Genomic DNA, 16,492 nt, shown 5'->3' with positions numbered 1-16,492 from the left:
GGCCCGAGCGTTCCTCAGCCGATCGGCCCCGGCCCGGGCGTGTCCCTGGCCATCGGCCCCGGCCCGAGCGTTCCTCAGCCGATCGGCCCCGGCCCGGGCGTGTCCCTGGCCATCGGCCCCGGCCCGAGCGTTCCTCAGCCGATCGGCCCCGGCCCGAGCGTCGCCGAGCCGATCGGCCCCGGCCCCTCGGTGGCGACCGCCTGAATGCGGCGTAGCGGCGGGTGAGCGTGCCCGCTGTCGGGCCCGACCGGCACGTCCGGCCGGGCCCGATCGCACCGCCTCCGGTGACCAGGACGCTGAGTGGTCCCCGGGGTTCCAGCCGGACGCTGTGGTTGACTGTCTGCTGGAGGACGGAGGGGGCAGGCGTGCAGCTACCGGCAGTGCTCGGTGAGCCGATCCGGTTCGTGCTGAACTGGGGGCGCCGCTACTCGCTCTGGGTGTTCAACTTCGGCCTGGCCTGCTGTGCGATCGAATTCATCGCGACAAGCATGGGCCGGCACGACTTCATCAGGCTCGGCGTGATCCCGTTCGCCCACGGTCCCCGGCAGGCCGACCTCATGGTGGTCTCCGGCACGGTGACCGACAAGATGGCCCCGGCCATCAAGCGGCTGTACGACCAGATGCCCGAGCCGAAGTACGTCATCTCGTTCGGCGCCTGCTCCAACTGCGGCGGCCCCTACTGGGATTCGTACTCGGTCACCAAGGGCGTGGACCAGCTCATCCCTGTCGACGTGTACGTGCCGGGCTGCCCACCCCGACCGGAGGCGCTGCTGCACGGCATCCTGCGCCTCCAGGAGAAGATCGCCGCCGAGCAGTCCGGCATCGGGGGTGTGCCGCAACGGGACGTGCTGGCCGCGCCACTGGACTCCGCGCCCCGCGAGGCCGCCGCGCCGCGCTCGGTCGACTCGCTCACAGCCCCACCGGTACGCCCACCCGCGGCGGGTTGACACCGGCTGTGGACTGGCAGGTCTAGCCTGCGGCTCATGAGCAGTTCAGTGGATCAGCGGTCCGCCCACATCGCCGACGTGCTCACCGAGGAGTTCGGCGCGTCGATGGCGCTCGACCCGGCGGCCTTCCGGCGCAAGTTCCGCAAGATGGCCGCGTCGCCGTTCGCCTTCTACCGGGGCAGCGCCGCGCTGTTCTACGCCGACCAGCTCGGCGACTTCGCCGACGGCCGGTTCCTCGACGATCGGACCAGCCGGGTCTGGATCCACGGCGACCTGCACGCGGAGAACTTCGGCACGTACATGAACGCCTCCGGGCACCTGGTGTTCAACGTCAACGACTTCGACGAGGCGTACGTCGGGCCGTTCACCTGGGACCTGCGGCGGTTCGCGGCAAGCGTGGCGCTGCTGGGCTACGGCAAGGCGCTCTCCGACACGGTGATCGGCGAGCTGGTGGCGGGCTTCGCCAGGTCGTACCTGACCGAGCTGCGGGCCATCGCTGCCGGCGGGGACGACGCGATCGGCTCGATCACGCTCGACAACGCCGACGGGGTGCTGCGCCGGGTGCTCCAGCAGGCCCGGCTCAGCACCCGGGTCGACCTGCTCGCCGCGCAGACGACAGTCGACAACTACGAGCGGCGGTTCTCGGTCGGCGACGGGGTCTTCGAGATCGACGACGCCACCCGGGACCGGGTCCGCGCCGCCTTCGACGAGTACCTGGGCACCCTGCCGACCGCCTCGGCGCGGCTGCGTCCGGTGGCGACCCGGATCAAGGACGTGGTGCTGCGCAAGGGGGTGGGCATCGGTTCGGCCGGGCTGCCGTCGTACAACCTGCTGCTGGAGGGGCACACCGAGGCCCTGGAGAACGATGTCGTCATCTACATGAAGCAGGCGCAGGTGCCGGCGGTGGCGCGGTACGTCACCGACGAGACGGTCCGCGGCTACTTCCAGCACCAGGGGCACCGGACCGCCGAGTCGCAGCGGGCGTTGCAGGCGCACGCCGACCCGTGGCTGGGCTTCACCGAGCTGGACGGGGCCGGTCAGCTGGTCGCCGAGGTCTCCCCGTACGCCGCCGACCTGGACTGGTCGGACGTGAACGAGCCGGAGGAGCTGAGCGGGGTGCTCGTCGACCTGGGTCGGGCGGTGGCCCGGATGCACTCGGTCGCCGACGACGAGTCCAGTCACGACCTGGTGGACTACTCCACCGAGGAGGCGATCGTCGCGGCTGTGGACACCGACGAGTCGGGATTCGTCACCCACCTGGTGGACTTCGCGCACGCGTACGGGGTGCGCGCCCGGCAGGACCACCAGCTCTTCGTCGACCTGTTCCGCAACGGCCGGCTGCCGGGTCTCTGAGCGGGCGGGGCGTCGCTCAGGAGGCGAACTCCAGCACGACCTTGATGTCGTCCGGGCCCGGGGTGTACGCGTCGGCGTACCTGTTCACCGGCACCCGGCGGGTGATCAGCGACTCGAGCCAGACCTGGTCGGCGCGGGCGAGCGCCTGAGCGGCCATGTCCCAGTGCCGGCGGTTGGCGTTCACCGAGCCGAACACCACGTTGTTCTCCAGTACCAGCTCCCGGTTGAGTGCGCCCGCGTCGAAGTCGATGCGTCGGCCCCCGCTGGACACTCCGGCCAGGCAGACGATCCCGGTGGGGCCGGCCTTGCACATGACGTCGAGGACCACAGTGGGCGCACCTGTGCACTCGATCACCACGTCCGGATCGAAGGGCAGGTCGTTGACGGACACCGCGTGGTAGGTGGCGCCGAGCCCGGCGACGAGTTCCGGTTTCGGCCCGTCGGTGGCCCGGTCCAGCACGTGGACGGTGAGCCCGCGTTGGGTGCCGAGCAGCGCGGCCAGCAGCCCGATCGGTCCGGCTCCGGTCACCAGGACGGTCTGCGGCTGCCACTCGGCCCGGTGCCCGATCCGCTCGATGTGGTCCCAGGCCTTCGCCACCACGCTTGTCGGCTCCAGCAGCACACCGACCTGGGCCAGCGCCGGGTCGAGCCGGACCGCGAACTGCGGCTCGATCCGCCAGCGGTCGCGGGCGAAGCCGGGCAGCGCCTTGATGCCGTGTTCGGTGTACCTGTCGTTGCGGCACATGTCCCACTCGCCGACCGCGCAGTTCGGACAGGGCACCGGGTCGGGGTGCCTGACGATCCCGGCCACCAGGTCACCGGGTTGCAGGGTGCCGGTGGGGTCCTCGACCACCCGGCCCAGCGACTCGTGCCCGATGACCAGGCGGTCCGCGCCCGGCGGGGCCTCGCCGTACTCGCCGGCGATGATCTCGTGGTCGGTGCCGCAGATCCCGACCGCCAGCGCCTCGACGAGGACCGCGCCCTCCTCGGCGGGGGGCTCCGGATGGTCCTCGGCGAGGCGCAGCGAGTCGGCGACCCCGGGTGTCACAGTCACAGCGCGCACGCCCCTCATCTTTCCCCGCCGGGACTCGCGCCGCCCGGCAAAGCCGGCAGATCGGTGCCCACGGGCCGACCGGCGGGCATCGGCGGCGGACCGGCGCGGGCCGGGGCCGGCACTAGGATCAGCGGCATGACTCCCGAAGAGGTCGGCGCTCGGCTGGTCGCGCTGCTCGCGCCGGTCGCGGCGACCCCGTCGGTCTCCGGCGGGCAGCGGTTCGCCCGCGCCACAGTCGACGTGCCGGCGGCCAACTGGTCGGCCGCGCTGCGTACCGCCCGCGACGACGCCGAGCTGGCCTGCGACTTCTTCGACTGGCTCTCCGCGGTGGACGAGCTGGCGGAGGGCTTCGACGTCCTGGCGCACCTCTGGTCGACGCGGCTGCGGCACGGGGTGCTGCTGCGCACCCGGGTGCCCCGCGACGCACCCGACGTGGCGTCCGTGGTGGACATCTACCCGGGTGCGGCCTGGCACGAGCGGGAGACGCACGAGATGTTCGGCATCGGCTTCACAGGTCACGGTGAGCTGCGGCCGCTGCTGCTGCCACCGGAGTTCGAGGGTCATCCGCTGCGCAAGGAGTTCGTGCTGGCGTCGCGGGTGGCCAAACCGTGGCCGGGCGCGAAGGAGCCGGGCGAGTCCGAGGCCGGCGGTGGACGTCGACCGATCCGCCCGCCGGGGGTGCCCGCTCCGGGCGAGTGGGGGACCACACCCACCCCGGCGGGCGCGGGCGGCGTGGGGGAGGGCCCGCGGGGTGGCACTCCGGCCCGGCCGGCCGGTGAGCGACAGGCGCGGCCGGCCCCTGGGGCCCGTCCGGCGCGTACCCCCCGACCCGCCGGCACCGACGACGGCCCGGCGGGGTCCGCGCGGCCCGGGCCGGTCGCGGGCCCGCAGGCGTCCGACGGCACCGACGACGACGGGGGTACGCGCTGATGCCGCTCTGGGTGGAGCTGGTGCTGCGGGTGGGTGGGGTGCTTGTCGCGTTCCTCACCCTGCCGTTGCTTGTCGGCCAGGCCGAGCACAAGGTGATGGCGCACATGCAGGGCCGGCTCGGCCCGATGTACGCGGGCGGCTTCCACGGTTGGGCCCAGCTGGTCGCCGACGGGGTCAAGTTCGTGCAGAAGGAGGACGTGACCCCGCGCGAGGCGGACCGGGCGGTGTTCCGGTTGGCCCCGGCGGTGGCGCTGGTGCCCTACCTGCTGGTGCTGCTTGTCATCCCGCTCGGCCCGAACGACCTGGTCGGGCAACCGTTGGACATCGGCCTGTTCTTCGTGCTGGCCGTGGTCGGCGTCGGTGTGGTGGCGGTGCTCATGTCGGCGTGGGCGTCGGCCAACAAGTACAGCCTGCTCGGCGGGCTGCGCGGAGCCGCGCAGCTGCTCGGGTACGAGCTGCCGCTGGTGCTGGCCGCCGCCTCGGTGGCGATGGCGGCGGGCACGCTCAGCCTCTCCGGCATCGTCGAGGCGTGGCAGCCGTGGTGGCTGCTCTGGCAGGCACCCGCGATGATCATTTTCTTCGTCGCGGGGTTGGCCGAGATCCGCCGCCCGCCGTTCGACATGCCGGTGGCCGACTCGGAGCTGGTCTTCGGCTACATGACCGAGTACACGGGTCTGCGCTTCGCGTTCTTCCTGCTCGCCGAGTACGTGGGCATCGTGGTGATCGCCGCGCTGACCACCGTCCTGTTCCTCGGCGGCTGGCAGGGCCCGTTCGCCGACGACCAACTCGGCTGGCTCTGGACCCTGCTCAAGGTCTTCGCCGTGGCCTTCGTGATCATCTGGCTGCGGGTGTCCTACCCCCGGCTACGCGAGGACCAGTTGCAACGGCTCTGCTGGCTGGTCCTGGTCCCCGCCTCCCTGGCCCAACTGGTCCTGACCGCAGCAGTCCGCGTAGCCCTGTAAACGGCCGCGGTCAGCCTGCCCGCGTCGATCATGGAGTTGTGGTGCCCGGAATAGGGGGAAGAGTAAGTTTTGTCCCCCACCACAACTCCATGATCGACGGGGTTGCGCGGGCGCGTGCTCAGCGCAGCGGGGTGTGTGCGGGGTCGACCGGCTCGACCGGGGGCGGCGGTGGGGTTCCGTCGCCGAAGGGCCGGCCGCCGAGGGACTCGCGATCGTGCGGGGTGACCCAGTTGGACAGGTCGGGGCCGAGCGGCACGATCCCGGTCGGGTTGATGTCGCGGTGCACCTCGTAGTAGTGCCGCTTGATGTGGTCGAAGTCGATGGTGTCGCCGAACCCGGGGGTCTGGAACAGGTCCCGCGCGTACGCCCACAGCACCGGCATCTCGCTCAGCTTCTGCCTGTTGCACTTGAAGTGGCCGTGGTAGACGGGGTCGAAGCGGACCAGCGTGGTGAACAGCCGCACGTCGGCCTCGGTGATGGTGTCGCCGACCAGGTACCGCTGGTCGGTCAGCCGCTCGGTCAGCCAGTCCAGCCGGTCGAAGAGCTGGTGGTACGCCTTGTCGTACGCCTCCTGGCTGCCGGCGAAGCCGCACCTGTAGACGCCGTTGTTGACGTCCCGGAACACCACGGCGTTCACCTCGTCGATCTGCTCGCGCAGGTGCTCGGGGTAGAGCTGCGGCGCGCCCTCGCGGTGGTACGCCCCCCACTGGGTGGACAGGTCCAGGCTCATCTGCGCGTAGTCGTTGGTCACCACCTGCCCGGTCGGCACGTCCACCATCGCCGGAACGGTGATGCCGCGTTCGTAGCCGGGGAAGCGCTTGAAGTACGCCTCCTGGATGCGTTCGATGCCGAGCACCGGGTCCCGGCCGTCGGGGTCGAGGTCGAAGGTCCAGCTCCGGGCGTCGTGGGTGGGGCCAGCCACCGCCATCGAGATGGCGTCCTCCAGGCCGAGCAGGCGCCGCACGATGATCAGGCGGTTGGCCCACGGGCAGGCGCGGCTGACCACCAGCCGGTACCGGCCGGGTTCCACCGGGTATCCGTCCCGCCCGTCCTCGGTGATCCGGGTCGCGATGTACCGCTGGTCGCGGGTGAACTCGCCACCCGGCTCGACGTACTTCCCGCCTGTTTCCTCGCCCACGTGACCCTCCCGGTTGGTTCCCCTGTCTCTACCCCATCCTCACGGATCTACCACCGGGTGTCCGGCTACCCTGCCGGGGTGACGGATGCGGAGGCGACGGCCCGGCGGTTCATCGCCGACGTGTGGAACGCCCGCCGGGAGGAATCGGCGTACGAGCTGGTCGCCGACGAGTGCCCGGGGTTGGGCGGGACCGGCCCGGAGGCCACGCTGGCCTGGCACCGGGAGCGGCGGGCGGCCTTCCCGGACCTGCGCTACAAGATCGTGGACGTGGTGGCGGCGGGGGAGCGGGTGGCCGTGCACTGGCGTGCGGCGGGCACCCAGATGGGCCAGTTCGGGCCGGTGCCGCCGACCGGTCAGGTGGTCAGCTACTCCGGAGCGACGTTCCTGCGCTTCGACGCGGCGGGTCGGATCGTCGAGGTGTGGAGCTGCAACGAGCTGTTCCAACTGCTCCAGCAGCTCGGTGTGGAGATGCTCCCGCCGACCGTCGTCAGTGGGCCCGGGGCGTGATCCGGCTGACCGGCAGGTTGATCGGGAAGGGCTCGCCGGTGTCGACGAACTTCGTCCACCGCCCGGTCTCGGTGTAGACCTCGTTGACCGCGTCGATCCGGTGGGTCACGACCTCCAGCGCGCCGCCCTCGGTCTCGATCCGCCAGTAGAAGGGAATGCCGGCCTGGGCGTACAGCGCCGGCTTCAGCACCCGGTCGATCGAACGGGTGCTCGGTGAGACGATCTCGACGGCGAGGACCACCTCGTGCGGCTCGTACCTCGACGGCTCCCGGGCGGCCGCCGTCGAGGTGGTGATCAGCACGTCGGGGATGAAGGAGCGGGTGCGGTTGATCCGCACCTCGACCGCCTGGGTCACGTCGTAGCCGTCCGGGCAGTCTTCGTCGAGCGCGGCACCAAGACGCATCGCGATGCTCTGGTGGGTACGGGTGGGGGAGGGGGACATCAACAGCACTCCATCGAGCAGTTCCCGGCGGCGGCCATCGTCGGGCAGCGCGTCCAGATCGTCAGTCGTCCATCCGCTCTCGGGCGGGTAGTCGCTCTGCAGCGCGGCGGTCATGGCGGGTCCTTCCAGGTGCGTCGTTCTCCCCGCGACCACCGTACCGCCGCCGACCTGTGGGTGGTGGTCGCGCGCGCCGGGGCCACAGGGCAGGATGGTCCACATGACCGATTCCAGCGAGCGCGGCGATCCAGCCGGCGGCGCCAGCGAGCGCGGCCTGCCCGGCGCCGGTCTGGTGAAGGGGCTGGCGGTCACCCTCAAGACGATGACCAGCCGCTCGACCACGCAGCAGTACCCGGACGTCGCCCCCGATCTGCCGCCCCGCTCGCGCGGCGTGATCGCGTTGTCGGAGGAGAACTGCACCGTCTGCATGCTCTGCGCCCGCGAGTGTCCGGACTGGTGCATCTACATCGACTCGCACAAGGAGGAGGTGGCGGTGCCCGGCGCCGCCCGTCCCCGCCAGCGCAACGTGCTCGACAAGTTCGACATCGACTTCTCGCTCTGCATGTACTGCGGCATCTGCATCGAGGTCTGCCCGTTCGATGCGCTCTACTGGTCGCCGGAGTTCGAGTACGCCGAGTACGACATCAAGGACCTGCTGCACGACAAGGACCACCTCGGCCAGTGGATGGCCACCGTTCCGCCGCCGCCCGCGCACGACCCGAACGGCGAGCCGGCCAAGGAGGAGACCGCCGCCGCGCGCAAGGCCGCGCGTCCGGCTCCCCGGGCGGTACGCCCCGAGCCCGGCGCCGACCCGGGTGCCGCCTCGTGACGGGCGCGGACGTGCTGCTGCTCGCCCTCGGCGCGGTGGCGGTCGGTGCCGGCGTGCTGGTGGTGACCACCAAGCATCTGGTCCGCGCCGGCCTCTACCTGGTGGTCTGCCTGGGGGCGCTGGCCGGCGACTACCTGGTGCTCGGTGCCGAGCTGGTGGCGTGGGTGCAGGTGTTGATCTACGTGGGCGCGGTGGTGGTGCTGCTGCTGTTCGCGGTGATGCTGACCCGGGCCCCGATCGGCGCCTCCGACGACCTGGACCGGCCCGGCTGGCCGGCCGCCCTGATCGGCGGCGGCGCCGGGCTGGGGTTGACCGTCCTGCTTGTCGACGCGTACCGGTGGAGCACTGTCGAGCTGCCCGGCGCGGGCACCGCCGAGCGGCTGGGCGAGCAGATCTTCCAGTCCTGGGTGCTGCCGTTCGAGGTGCTCTCGGTGCTGCTGCTGTCGGCGCTGGTGGGCGCGGTGGTGTTGTCCCGGCCGGACATCGGCCGGCCCGCTCCGGCGGCGCCACGCGAGGCCGACGTGGACGCGGGGGCGCGCCGGTGAGGCCTGTCATCCCGTACGTCACCGCCGCGCTGCTGTTCGGCCTCGGCGTCTACGGCGTGCTGCGTCGGCGCAACGCCGTGCTGGTGCTGATGGCTGTCGAGCTGATGCTCAACGCGGTGAACCTGATCCTGGTCACCGCCGACACCACCGCCCGTGCCGTGCTGCCGCACTCCGGGCAGGTCTTCGCGCTGTTCGTCATCGTCCTCGCCGCCGCCGAGATCGGGGTGGGGCTGGCGATCGTCCTTCAGCTCTACCGGCTGCGGACCACAGTCGCGGTGGACGACGTGCCGCTGACCGAGCCTGCCGTGTCGGCGTCGACAGTCGGCCAGGATGTGGAGGCGGGCCGGTGACCGGGCTGCTCGGGGCGCTGCTGCCCGCCGTACCGCTGGCCGCCGGTCTGCTCGGCCTGCTGCTGCCGCCGGCCCCGCGCCACCGGCCGGAGTCGGCGGGCGGTGACCGGGCGCGGACGGCCGCCGTGACACTCGGGGTGGCCGGCGCGGCGGGCGCGCTGGCGCTTGCCGTCGCGCTGCTGGTGACCGTGGACGGTCCGACGCAGACGTCGACCACCTGGGTCGACATCGGTGGGTTGGCGGTGACCCTTGGCGTACGGCTGGACGGCGCGGCCGCGCTCGTCGCGGTGGCGGTCACCGCGGTCGCCCTGGCCGTGCAGGTCTACTCGATCGGCTACCTGCGGCGCGGTCCCCACGACGACATCGACGTCGACCACCGCTACCCGCCGTACGCGGCGCAGATCAGCCTCTTCACCGGCGCCATGCTGCTGGTGGTGGTAGCCGGTGACCTGATCATGCTGCTGGTCGGGTGGGAGGTGATGGGCCTGTGCTCGTACCTGCTCATCGCCCACGACCGCCGACTGGCCGGCGCTCCGGCCGCCGCCATGAAGGCGTTCCTGGTGACGCGCGTCGGTGACGTCGGTTTCCTGCTCGGCATCGCGCTGCTCGGCGTGTCGACGGGCAGCTTCCGGATCTCCGACGTGCTCGCCCACGACCACTCCGGCGTGACGTTGACCGCCGCCGGCCTGCTGCTGCTCGCCGGGGTCGCCGGCAAGAGCGCGCAGTTCCCGCTGCACACCTGGCTGCCGGACGCGATGGCCGGCCCGACGCCGATCTCCGCGCTGATCCACGCGGCGACGATGGTCGCCGCCGGGGTGTACTTCGTGGCCCGGCTCTACCCGCTGTTCACCGCCGCGCCCGTGACGCTTACCGTCCTCGGGGTGATCGGCGCGATCACCCTGCTGCTGGGTGCGCTCGCCGCCACCGCCCAGGACGACATCAAGCGTGTGCTGGCCTGGTCGACGGTGTCCCAACTGGGCTACATGACAGGCGCGCTTGCGGTCGGCTCACCGTCGGCGGCGCTGTTCCACCTGCTCACCCACGCCGCGTTCAAGGCGCTGCTGTTCCTCGCCGCCGGCGCGGTGATCCACGCCGTGGGCACCACGTTGATGTCGGAGATGGGCGGCCTTCGGCGCAGCATGCCCGTGACCTTCTGGTGCACCGTGGTGGGCCTCGGCGCGCTGGCAGGTGTGCCGCCGCTGGCCGGCTTCTGGAGCAAGGACGGCGTGCTCACGGTCGCCGAGTCGGCCGCGCTGGAGGGCACCGGCCCGGCGCCCTCCTGGGTGGGCTGGATCGTCTGGATCGCCGGGCTGGTCGGCGTGGCGGTCACCGCCTGGTACGCGGGTCGGCTGCTGCTGCGGGCCTTCTTCGGCGACCCCCGCCTCCCGTTGGTCACGCCGCACGACCCGCCCGCGCTGCTGCGCTGGCCGGTGCTGCTGCTGGCCGTGCCCGCCGCGCTGCTCGGCCTGGCCGGGTACGTCGGGGCGTTCGCCGACCGGCTCCGGTTCCCGACCGTGCCGGTTGCGGGCTCCGAGGACGGCCTGGTCCACCTCGGGCCGGGCGTACTGCTGCCGCTGGCGCTGCTGGTGGTCGGGGCGGGCCTGGTGGCGCTGCGCTGGCGTCGGGATCCGGCCGCCGACCCGGCGTCCGCGCTGGGCCCGCTGCGGCCGGTCTTCGCCCGCGCGTTCCGGCTCGACGACGTCCAGCACACAGTTGTGGTACGCCCCGTCCGGGCGTTGGCGCGGGCGACGCGTACCGGTGACGAGGTCGTGGTGGACGGCGCCGTCGAGGGCAGCGGGCGGGCCGCGTCCGGCCTGGGCGGTGGGCTGGCCGCGCTGCACCGGGCGGCGCTGCCCCGCGCCGCCGCCGGTGTGCTGGCCGGCGCGCTGCTGATCGGGCTGGCGGCCGCCCTGATGGGAGTGGTCCGGTGAGCGCGAGGAGTGAGCCGGGGTTGCGAGCCCCGCAGTCGCGAACGAAGGCGGTCCGGTGAGCGCGAGGAGTGAGCCGGGGTTGCGAGCCCCGCAGTCGCGAACGAAGGCGGTCCGGTGAGCGCGGGGCAGGTTCTGCTGGTGGCCGTCCTGGCGGTGCCGGCGCTCGGCGCGGTCGCGGTGGCGGCGACACCGCGGGACCGGGTGGCCCGGCTGGTGGGTACTGTCGCGGCGGCGTTGACCCTGCTGGCCTCGGTGCCGTTGGTGTTCGGCGGGCGGGGTTCGGTGGCGTGGTCGGCGGGCGCGCCGGCGGTGCGTCCCTGGCACCAGCTCGACCTGCCCTGGGTGCCGGGTCTCGACCTGCGGTTCCACCTCGGGGTCGACGGGATCTCGTGGCCGCTTGTGGTGTTGACCGCGCTGCTCACGCTGCTCTGCTGCGCGTACACGATGTGGCGGGTGCCCGACGGGGGCAGCGGCCGGGCGCTTGTGGCGCTGCTGCTGGTGGTCGAGGTGGGCATCCTGGGCACGTTCCTCGCCCTGGATCTGGTGCTGTTCTTCCTCTTCTTCGAGGTCGTCCTGCTGCCGATGTACGCGATCATCGCCGGCTGGGGCGGTGCGGCCCGGCGTCGGGCGGCCCGCAAGTTCGCGCTTTACACGCTGTTCGGTTCGGTGCTGCTGCTGGTAGGCGTGTACGTGGTGGTCGCGGCCGCCGGCACCGCCGACGTGGTGGCGTTGACCGGCGGTGGCGGGTTGTCCCGGGGCACCCAACTTGCCGCGTTCACCCTGTTGGCGTTGGCCTTCGCGGTGAAGAGTCCGCTCTGGCCGCTGCACTCGTGGCTGCCCGACGCGCACACCCAGGCGCCGACCGTGGGCAGTGTGGTGCTGGCCGGGGTGCTGCTCAAGATGGGCACGTACGGTCTGATCCGGGTGGCGGTGGGGGTGGCGCCCGAGGGCGCGCGCTGGGCGGCCCCGGTGCTGGGCGTGCTGGCCGTCGCCGCGATCCTGGTCGGCTCGCTGGTCTGCCTGGCCCAGACGGATGTCAAACGGCTGATCGCGTACTCCAGCGTGGGACACATGGGCTTCGTGCTGCTGGGCGTCGCCACGTTGACAGCCACCGGCATCCAGGCGGCGCTGATCGGAAACGTCGCGCATGGGGTGATCACCGGGCTGCTGTTCTTCCTGGCCGGGGCGGTGAAGGACCGTACCGGCACGGGCAGCCTCGCCGAGTTGTCCGGGCTGCGGGAGACCGCACCCCGCCTGGCCGGCCTGTTGGCGTTCGCGGCTGTCGCGTCGCTGGGCCTGCCCGGGCTGGCCGGCTTCTGGGGTGAGGCGTTCGCGGTGGTCGCGGCCGTGCAGGTGGGCGGCCCGCTGTGGACCACCCTCGGTGTGTTGGCGGCTGTCGGTGGCGCGCTCACCGCCGCGTACTTCCTGCGGTTGCTGCGCCAGGTCACCCACGGCCGGCCGAGTCCGGCGGTCGGTGGGGTCGGCGCCGGGCTGGCCGGCGCGGAGCTGACCGCGTGGGTGCCGCTCGTGCTGCTGGCGTTGGCCATCGGGCTGGCACCGGCGTTGGTGCTCGGCCTCGCCGAGGCGCCTGTCGACGCCCTCATCGGGGTGGTCCGCCCATGAACGCCGTGCAGAGTGTGGACAGCGTCGCGCTGCTCCCGGCGTACCTGGCCGCGGGCACCGCCGTGCTCGTGCTGATCATCGACCTGCTGCTGGCGCGGCCCCGGGCCACGGTCGTGGTGGCCGCGCTCGGCGCGCTCGGCACCGCAGTGGCCTCTGCTGGGGTCGGCGCGGCCGGGGAACGGCGGACGTTCTGCGTCGGGGCCGACTGCTCCTGGATCTTCGGCGGGCGGGCCGCGCTGGTCGGGGCGGTGGTGGCCCTGCTCACTCTGGGAGTGCTCGGGCTCTCCGCACCCGCGCTGCGGGCCGGGCGGTCGCCGGTGGGGGAGTACTGCTTCCTGCTGGCCTGCTCGATGACGGGCGGCGTGGTGCTCGGCGCGGCAGGTGACCTGATCACCCTGATCGTCGCCCTGGAGACGCTCACCCTGCCGCTGTACGTGCTTGTCGGCCTGCGCCGGGGCAGTCTGGCCAGTGCCGAGGCGGCGGTGACCTTCTTCGTGGTGAGCGTGGTCGCGACCACTGTGACGCTGCTCGGCGCGGCGCTGCTGTACGCGGTGACCGGCGGGCTGCACCTGGACCGGGTAGGCGCGCTGCTGGCCGAGCGGCCCGAGCTGCGGGACCTGCCGCTGACCACCGCGGCTGTGGCGTTGCTGCTGGTCGGGCTGGCGTTCAAGGTGGCGGCGGTGCCGTTCCACGCGTGGGCGCCGGCCACCTACGACGGGGCGCCGCTGCCGGTGGCCGCGTACCTGTCCACGGCGTCGAAGCTGGGTGGCCTCGTCGCGCTGCTGGCCGTGGTGCAGCGGGCGCTGCCGGCCGAGCAGACCGGCCCGGTGCTCGCCGTGCTCGCGGTGCTCACCATGACCGTCGGCAACCTGGTCGCGCTGCGTCAGCGGCGTACGGTGCGGCTGCTCGCCTGGTCGTCAGTGGCGCAGGCCGGCTACATCCTCGCCCCGCTCGGCGCGTTGGCGCTGGCCGCCGGTCGTACGGGCGAGGCGCGCTCCGCGGCGTACGCGGCAGCTGTGGCGTACGCCGTGTTCTTCGTGGTGCTGGAGTTGGCCGCGTTCGCCGGGGTGACCGCGTTGCGGCCGGTGGGCGCGGACGGCGGCACGCTCGACGACCTGCGCGGGGCGGCCCGGCGGTACCCGTGGCGCAGTGCCGCGTTCGGTCTCGCACTTGTCGGTCTGGCGGGTCTGCCTCCGGGGCTGGCCGGGCTGTTCGCGAAGGTGACTGTGGTCCGGGCGCTGCTGGACGGTGGCGCCGGTTGGCTGGCGCTGGTGGTGGCGTTGAACGCCGTCATCGGGCTGGCCTACTACCTGCGGGTGACCGCCGGCCTGTGGACGTCGCCGACGACGGCGGCGGGCGGCGCGGTGGCCGTACCCGTGGTGGGTGTGGTGGCGGTGGTGCTGGCGATGGCGACGGTGGCCGCCGTGGTGGTCGGCGTCGCTCCGCAGCTGGTGCTGGACCTGGCCGGCCGCTGACCCTCAGTCAACTCTCAGCGTTGAGATGGATGGTTGAGGGGTACCGGGTTGTTACACCGGTCAGCGGATCCCGGCGATCCGTGCACCGAAGGAGAGATCGTGCGTCACCACAACCGTCTGAAGACCGCAGCGCTGCTTGGCCTGCTCAGCGCCCTGATCCTCGCGGTGGGCTACTGGTTCGGCGGCAGTGGCGGTCTGGTCATCGCCGTCCTGATCTCACTTGTCATGAACGGCGTTTCCTACTTCTACTCCGACAAGATCGCACTGCGCTCGATGGGGGCGCAACCGGTCAGCGAGGCACAGTTCCCCGAGCTGTACCGGATGGTGCGTGAGCTGGCGGCCGAGGCCCGCCAGCCGATGCCACGGCTGTACGTCAGCCCGACCGCCCAGCCCAACGCGTTCGCCACGGGTCGTAACCCGCAGCACGCGGCGGTCTGCGTGACCCAGGGCATCACCGAGATCCTCGACTACCGCGAGCTGCGCGGTGTGATCGGGCACGAGCTGTCGCACGTCTACAACCGGGACATCCTGATCTCCAGTGTGGCTGCCGGCCTGGCGAGCATCATCACGCTCCTGGCGAACCTCGCCTTCTTCATCCCGCTGGGCGGTGGGGACGACGAGGACCGGCCGAACCCGGCCGTGTTGCTGCTCACCCTGATCCTGGGCCCGATCGCGGCAAGCATCATCCAGCTGGCGATCAGCCGGAGCCGCGAGTTCCAGGCGGACGCCTCGGGTGCCGAGCTGAGCCGCGACCCGCTGGCGCTGGCCAGCGCCCTGCGCAAGATCGACGCGGTGGCGCGGCGTCGGCCGCTGCCGGCCCAGGGCCAGCTCACCAGCACCGCGCACCTCATGATCGCCAACCCGTTCCGGGGCGGCGGCATGGCGGCGCTGTTCTCCACCCACCCGAAGATGGAGGACCGGGTCGCCCGGCTGGAGCGGATGGCCGCCAACTCGGGGCCTGTGCAGTTCCAGCGCTGACCCGCTGAACGTCCACTCCGCCCGTACCCGGTCGCTCCGGGGCGGGCGGAGTGCTGTGTCGCACGCGATATCCGGTTCCTGCCGCTGACCCCCGGCGTTAGGGTCGTAACGGCTCTTGCCCATTACATCCTCGGAGGTTCACGGTGGCCGCGCTGCGTCAGTACCTGGGCGTCTGGCAGATCCCCGGTGCCCCGATGCTGCTGCTCACCGGCATCATCGGACGACTCGGGATCGGCATGACACCGCTGGCGCTGCTGCTGGTTGTCGAGCAGGTGACCGGGCGGTACGCGCTCGCCGCCGTCGCGGGCGGCATCTACGCCATCGCCGGTGCCGCGCTCAGCCCGATCGCCGGGCGGATCGCCGACCGGGTCGGCCCGAGCCCCGTCCTCCTGGTCACCGCAGTGGCCCACCCGCTGGCGCTCACCGGGCTGCTGCTGGCCAGCCGGGCCGGCGAGGACGCCCTCGCCGTCATCTACCTGGCGTCCGGTGTCGCCGGTGCCACCTTCCCGCCGCTCACCGCCGCCATCCGGGGTGCCTGGAACGAACTGACCTCCCCCGCCTCCGGCCGGTACGCCCTGCGCAACACGGCCCTCGCCGCGGAGACCTCGCTGTTCGAGATCGTGTTCGTCCTCGGCCCGCTGCTCGTGGCCGGTTTCGTGCTGGTGGCCGACGCGGCGGCGGCCCTGATCGGCGCGGCAGCGGTCACCCTCGTCGGGACCAGCGCGGTCGCGCTCGGCCAGGTGATGCGCGGCTGGCGCCCCCACCCGCGCGAACACCACGCCCGAGGGCTCGGCCCGCTGCGCGTCGCCGGATTCCCCGCCCTGCTGGTCTGCGTGGCCGGCCTGGGCATCGCGTTCGGCGCCGCCGGGGTGATCGTCCCGGCGTACGCGAGCGGCCACACCACAGACGACCCGGAGAGCCTGGCCGGAATGCTGCTCGCCGTCTGGGGGGTCGGCAGCGCCATCGGCGGTTTCTGGTTCGGCGTACGCAAGCCGGCACCGAACATGACCCGGCAGTTCGCCCTGCTGCTCGCCGCCCTCGCCGGCACCTTCGTCATCTTCGCGGTGATGCCCACCCCGCTGGCGCTGGGCGTCGCGCTGGTCGTCGGGGGCGCCACCATCGCTCCCGCCCTGACCCTGGAGAACACCCTGGTCGGCCGGATCGCCCCCACGGGCATGCTGAACGAGGCGTACACCTGGGTTGTCACCATCGCTGTCGCGGCAAGCGCCGCCGGCGGCGCGGTGGCCGGCCTCATCGTGGACAACGCCGGCGGCGTGCCGTGGGCGTTCCTGTTCGCCGGGGCGGCGGTCGCCGTCGCGGCCGCGGTCGCCGCGCTGCCCGCCGGGCCCATCGCCCGCGCGGAAACCTCGGCGGTACGCGCCGAGGAGCCCGTCACCGTCTGACCGGCCGGCTCGGTCCGGTGGCCCCGAT

Annotated in this window: 16 protein-coding genes and 1 pseudogene; 14 read left to right on the top strand and 3 right to left on the bottom strand. The window is 72.5% G+C overall.

The features are described from left to right. The 3 genes and pseudogenes from ACZ6N8_RS22410 to ACZ6N8_RS22400 all read left to right on the top strand — a co-directional run. A pseudogene (locus tag ACZ6N8_RS22410) lies at positions 1 to 204 on the top strand (MFS transporter); the annotation flags it as partial. Positions 205 to 365: 161 nt separating this feature from the next. Then, a complete protein-coding gene (locus ACZ6N8_RS22405) occupies positions 366 to 947 on the top strand; it encodes an NADH-quinone oxidoreductase subunit B (RefSeq protein WP_466012396.1) in 582 nt (193 codons plus the stop codon). 36 nt (positions 948 to 983) lie between these two features. After that, the gene (locus ACZ6N8_RS22400; protein ID WP_466012395.1) at positions 984 to 2,300 is read left to right on the top strand and encodes a DUF2252 domain-containing protein; all 1,317 of its coding nucleotides are present in this window, start codon (positions 984 to 986) and stop codon (positions 2,298 to 2,300) included. A 16-nt stretch (positions 2,301 to 2,316) separates the two neighbouring features. Here ACZ6N8_RS22400 and ACZ6N8_RS22395 read toward each other — a convergent pair whose 3' ends face one another. Further along, complete coding sequence (locus ACZ6N8_RS22395) at positions 2,317 to 3,363, bottom strand: glucose 1-dehydrogenase (RefSeq protein ID WP_466012393.1); 1,047 nt, start codon at positions 3,361 to 3,363, stop codon at positions 2,317 to 2,319. Between the two features lie 126 nt (positions 3,364 to 3,489). On the opposite strand from ACZ6N8_RS22395, the gene ACZ6N8_RS22390 reads away from it, so the two are divergent. Continuing rightward, complete coding sequence (locus ACZ6N8_RS22390; protein ID WP_466012392.1) at positions 3,490 to 4,284, top strand: NADH-quinone oxidoreductase subunit C; 795 nt, start codon at positions 3,490 to 3,492, stop codon at positions 4,282 to 4,284. After that, positions 4,284 to 5,246, top strand: coding sequence for a complex I subunit 1/NuoH family protein (locus ACZ6N8_RS22385; protein ID WP_466012390.1), 963 nt, complete (start codon positions 4,284 to 4,286; stop codon positions 5,244 to 5,246). Before ACZ6N8_RS22390 ends, ACZ6N8_RS22385 begins: the two co-directional genes overlap by 1 nt. 118 nt (positions 5,247 to 5,364) lie before the next feature. Here ACZ6N8_RS22385 and ACZ6N8_RS22380 read toward each other — a convergent pair whose 3' ends face one another. Then, positions 5,365 to 6,384 carry a glutathione S-transferase family protein gene (locus ACZ6N8_RS22380; RefSeq protein WP_466012388.1) on the bottom strand — a complete coding sequence of 340 codons (1,020 nt, stop codon included), beginning with the start codon at positions 6,382 to 6,384 and terminating at the stop codon, positions 5,365 to 5,367. Positions 6,385 to 6,462: 78 nt separating this feature from the next. Here ACZ6N8_RS22380 and ACZ6N8_RS22375 point away from each other — a divergent pair, with 78 nt between their 5' ends. Further along, positions 6,463 to 6,891 carry an ester cyclase gene (locus ACZ6N8_RS22375; RefSeq protein ID WP_466012386.1) on the top strand — a complete coding sequence of 143 codons (429 nt, stop codon included), beginning with the start codon at positions 6,463 to 6,465 and terminating at the stop codon, positions 6,889 to 6,891. On the opposite strand, the gene ACZ6N8_RS22370 is transcribed toward ACZ6N8_RS22375, so the two are convergent. Continuing rightward, positions 6,872 to 7,447: a Uma2 family endonuclease gene (locus tag ACZ6N8_RS22370; protein WP_466012385.1), complete on the bottom strand. Its 576-nt coding sequence runs from the start codon at positions 7,445 to 7,447 to the stop codon at positions 6,872 to 6,874. The two genes, ACZ6N8_RS22375 and ACZ6N8_RS22370, sit on opposite strands and share 20 nt — an antisense overlap. A 94-nt stretch (positions 7,448 to 7,541) precedes the next feature. Here ACZ6N8_RS22370 and ACZ6N8_RS22365 point away from each other — a divergent pair, with 94 nt between their 5' ends. The 8 genes from ACZ6N8_RS22365 to ACZ6N8_RS22330 all read left to right on the top strand — a co-directional run bounded on the left by ACZ6N8_RS22365 (position 7,542) and on the right by ACZ6N8_RS22330 (position 16,464). Then, entirely contained in the window at positions 7,542 to 8,159 is a 618-nt protein-coding gene (locus tag ACZ6N8_RS22365; RefSeq protein WP_466012383.1) for a NuoI/complex I 23 kDa subunit family protein, read from the top strand. Continuing rightward, on the top strand, positions 8,156 to 8,704 hold the full coding sequence (locus ACZ6N8_RS22360) for an NADH-quinone oxidoreductase subunit J family protein (protein ID WP_466012382.1): 549 nt from the start codon (positions 8,156 to 8,158) through the stop codon (positions 8,702 to 8,704). Before ACZ6N8_RS22365 ends, ACZ6N8_RS22360 begins: the two co-directional genes overlap by 4 nt. After that, positions 8,701 to 9,054: an NADH-quinone oxidoreductase subunit NuoK gene (gene nuoK / locus ACZ6N8_RS22355; protein WP_466012380.1), complete on the top strand. Its 354-nt coding sequence runs from the start codon at positions 8,701 to 8,703 to the stop codon at positions 9,052 to 9,054. Before ACZ6N8_RS22360 ends, nuoK begins: the two co-directional genes overlap by 4 nt. Further along, positions 9,051 to 10,985: an NADH-quinone oxidoreductase subunit 5 family protein gene (locus tag ACZ6N8_RS22350; RefSeq protein ID WP_466012378.1), complete on the top strand. Its 1,935-nt coding sequence runs from the start codon at positions 9,051 to 9,053 to the stop codon at positions 10,983 to 10,985. The genes nuoK and ACZ6N8_RS22350 overlap by 4 nt, the downstream gene beginning before the upstream one ends. A gap of 114 nt (positions 10,986 to 11,099) precedes the next feature. Further along, the gene (locus ACZ6N8_RS22345) at positions 11,100 to 12,608 is read left to right on the top strand and encodes a complex I subunit 4 family protein (protein WP_466012377.1); all 1,509 of its coding nucleotides are present in this window, start codon (positions 11,100 to 11,102) and stop codon (positions 12,606 to 12,608) included. After that, positions 12,605 to 14,083 (top strand): NADH-quinone oxidoreductase subunit N, encoded by a 1,479-nt coding sequence (locus ACZ6N8_RS22340; protein WP_466012375.1) that lies wholly within the window; start codon positions 12,605 to 12,607, stop codon positions 14,081 to 14,083. The genes ACZ6N8_RS22345 and ACZ6N8_RS22340 overlap by 4 nt, the downstream gene beginning before the upstream one ends. Before the next feature lie 96 nt (positions 14,084 to 14,179). Further along, complete coding sequence (gene htpX, locus ACZ6N8_RS22335) at positions 14,180 to 15,061, top strand: zinc metalloprotease HtpX (RefSeq protein WP_466012469.1); 882 nt, start codon at positions 14,180 to 14,182, stop codon at positions 15,059 to 15,061. A gap of 143 nt (positions 15,062 to 15,204) precedes the next feature. Further along, entirely contained in the window at positions 15,205 to 16,464 is a 1,260-nt protein-coding gene (locus tag ACZ6N8_RS22330) for an MFS transporter (protein WP_466012373.1), read from the top strand. Positions 16,465 to 16,492: the final 28 nt, after the last annotated feature.

It is taken from the genome of Micromonospora sp. NPDC047521 (assembly GCF_055587305.1).
The sequence above is the reverse complement of the archived record's forward strand: the minus strand, read 5'-3'. Positions and strand labels throughout refer to the sequence as shown.

Excerpts from the sequence above, each read along its gene's own strand:
- ACZ6N8_RS22400 (WP_466012395.1), top strand. The coding sequence starts at position 984 with ATGAGCAGTTCAGTGGATCAGCGGTCCGCCCACATCGCCGACGTGCTC.
- ACZ6N8_RS22390 (WP_466012392.1), top strand. The coding sequence starts at position 3,490 with ATGACTCCCGAAGAGGTCGGCGCTCGGCTGGTCGCGCTGCTCGCGCCG.
- ACZ6N8_RS22385 (WP_466012390.1), top strand. The coding sequence starts at position 4,284 with ATGCCGCTCTGGGTGGAGCTGGTGCTGCGGGTGGGTGGGGTGCTTGTC.
- ACZ6N8_RS22370 (WP_466012385.1), bottom strand. The coding sequence starts at position 7,447 with ATGACCGCCGCGCTGCAGAGCGACTACCCGCCCGAGAGCGGATGGACG.
- ACZ6N8_RS22365 (WP_466012383.1), top strand. The coding sequence starts at position 7,542 with ATGGTCCACATGACCGATTCCAGCGAGCGCGGCGATCCAGCCGGCGGC.
- ACZ6N8_RS22340 (WP_466012375.1), top strand. The coding sequence starts at position 12,605 with ATGAACGCCGTGCAGAGTGTGGACAGCGTCGCGCTGCTCCCGGCGTAC.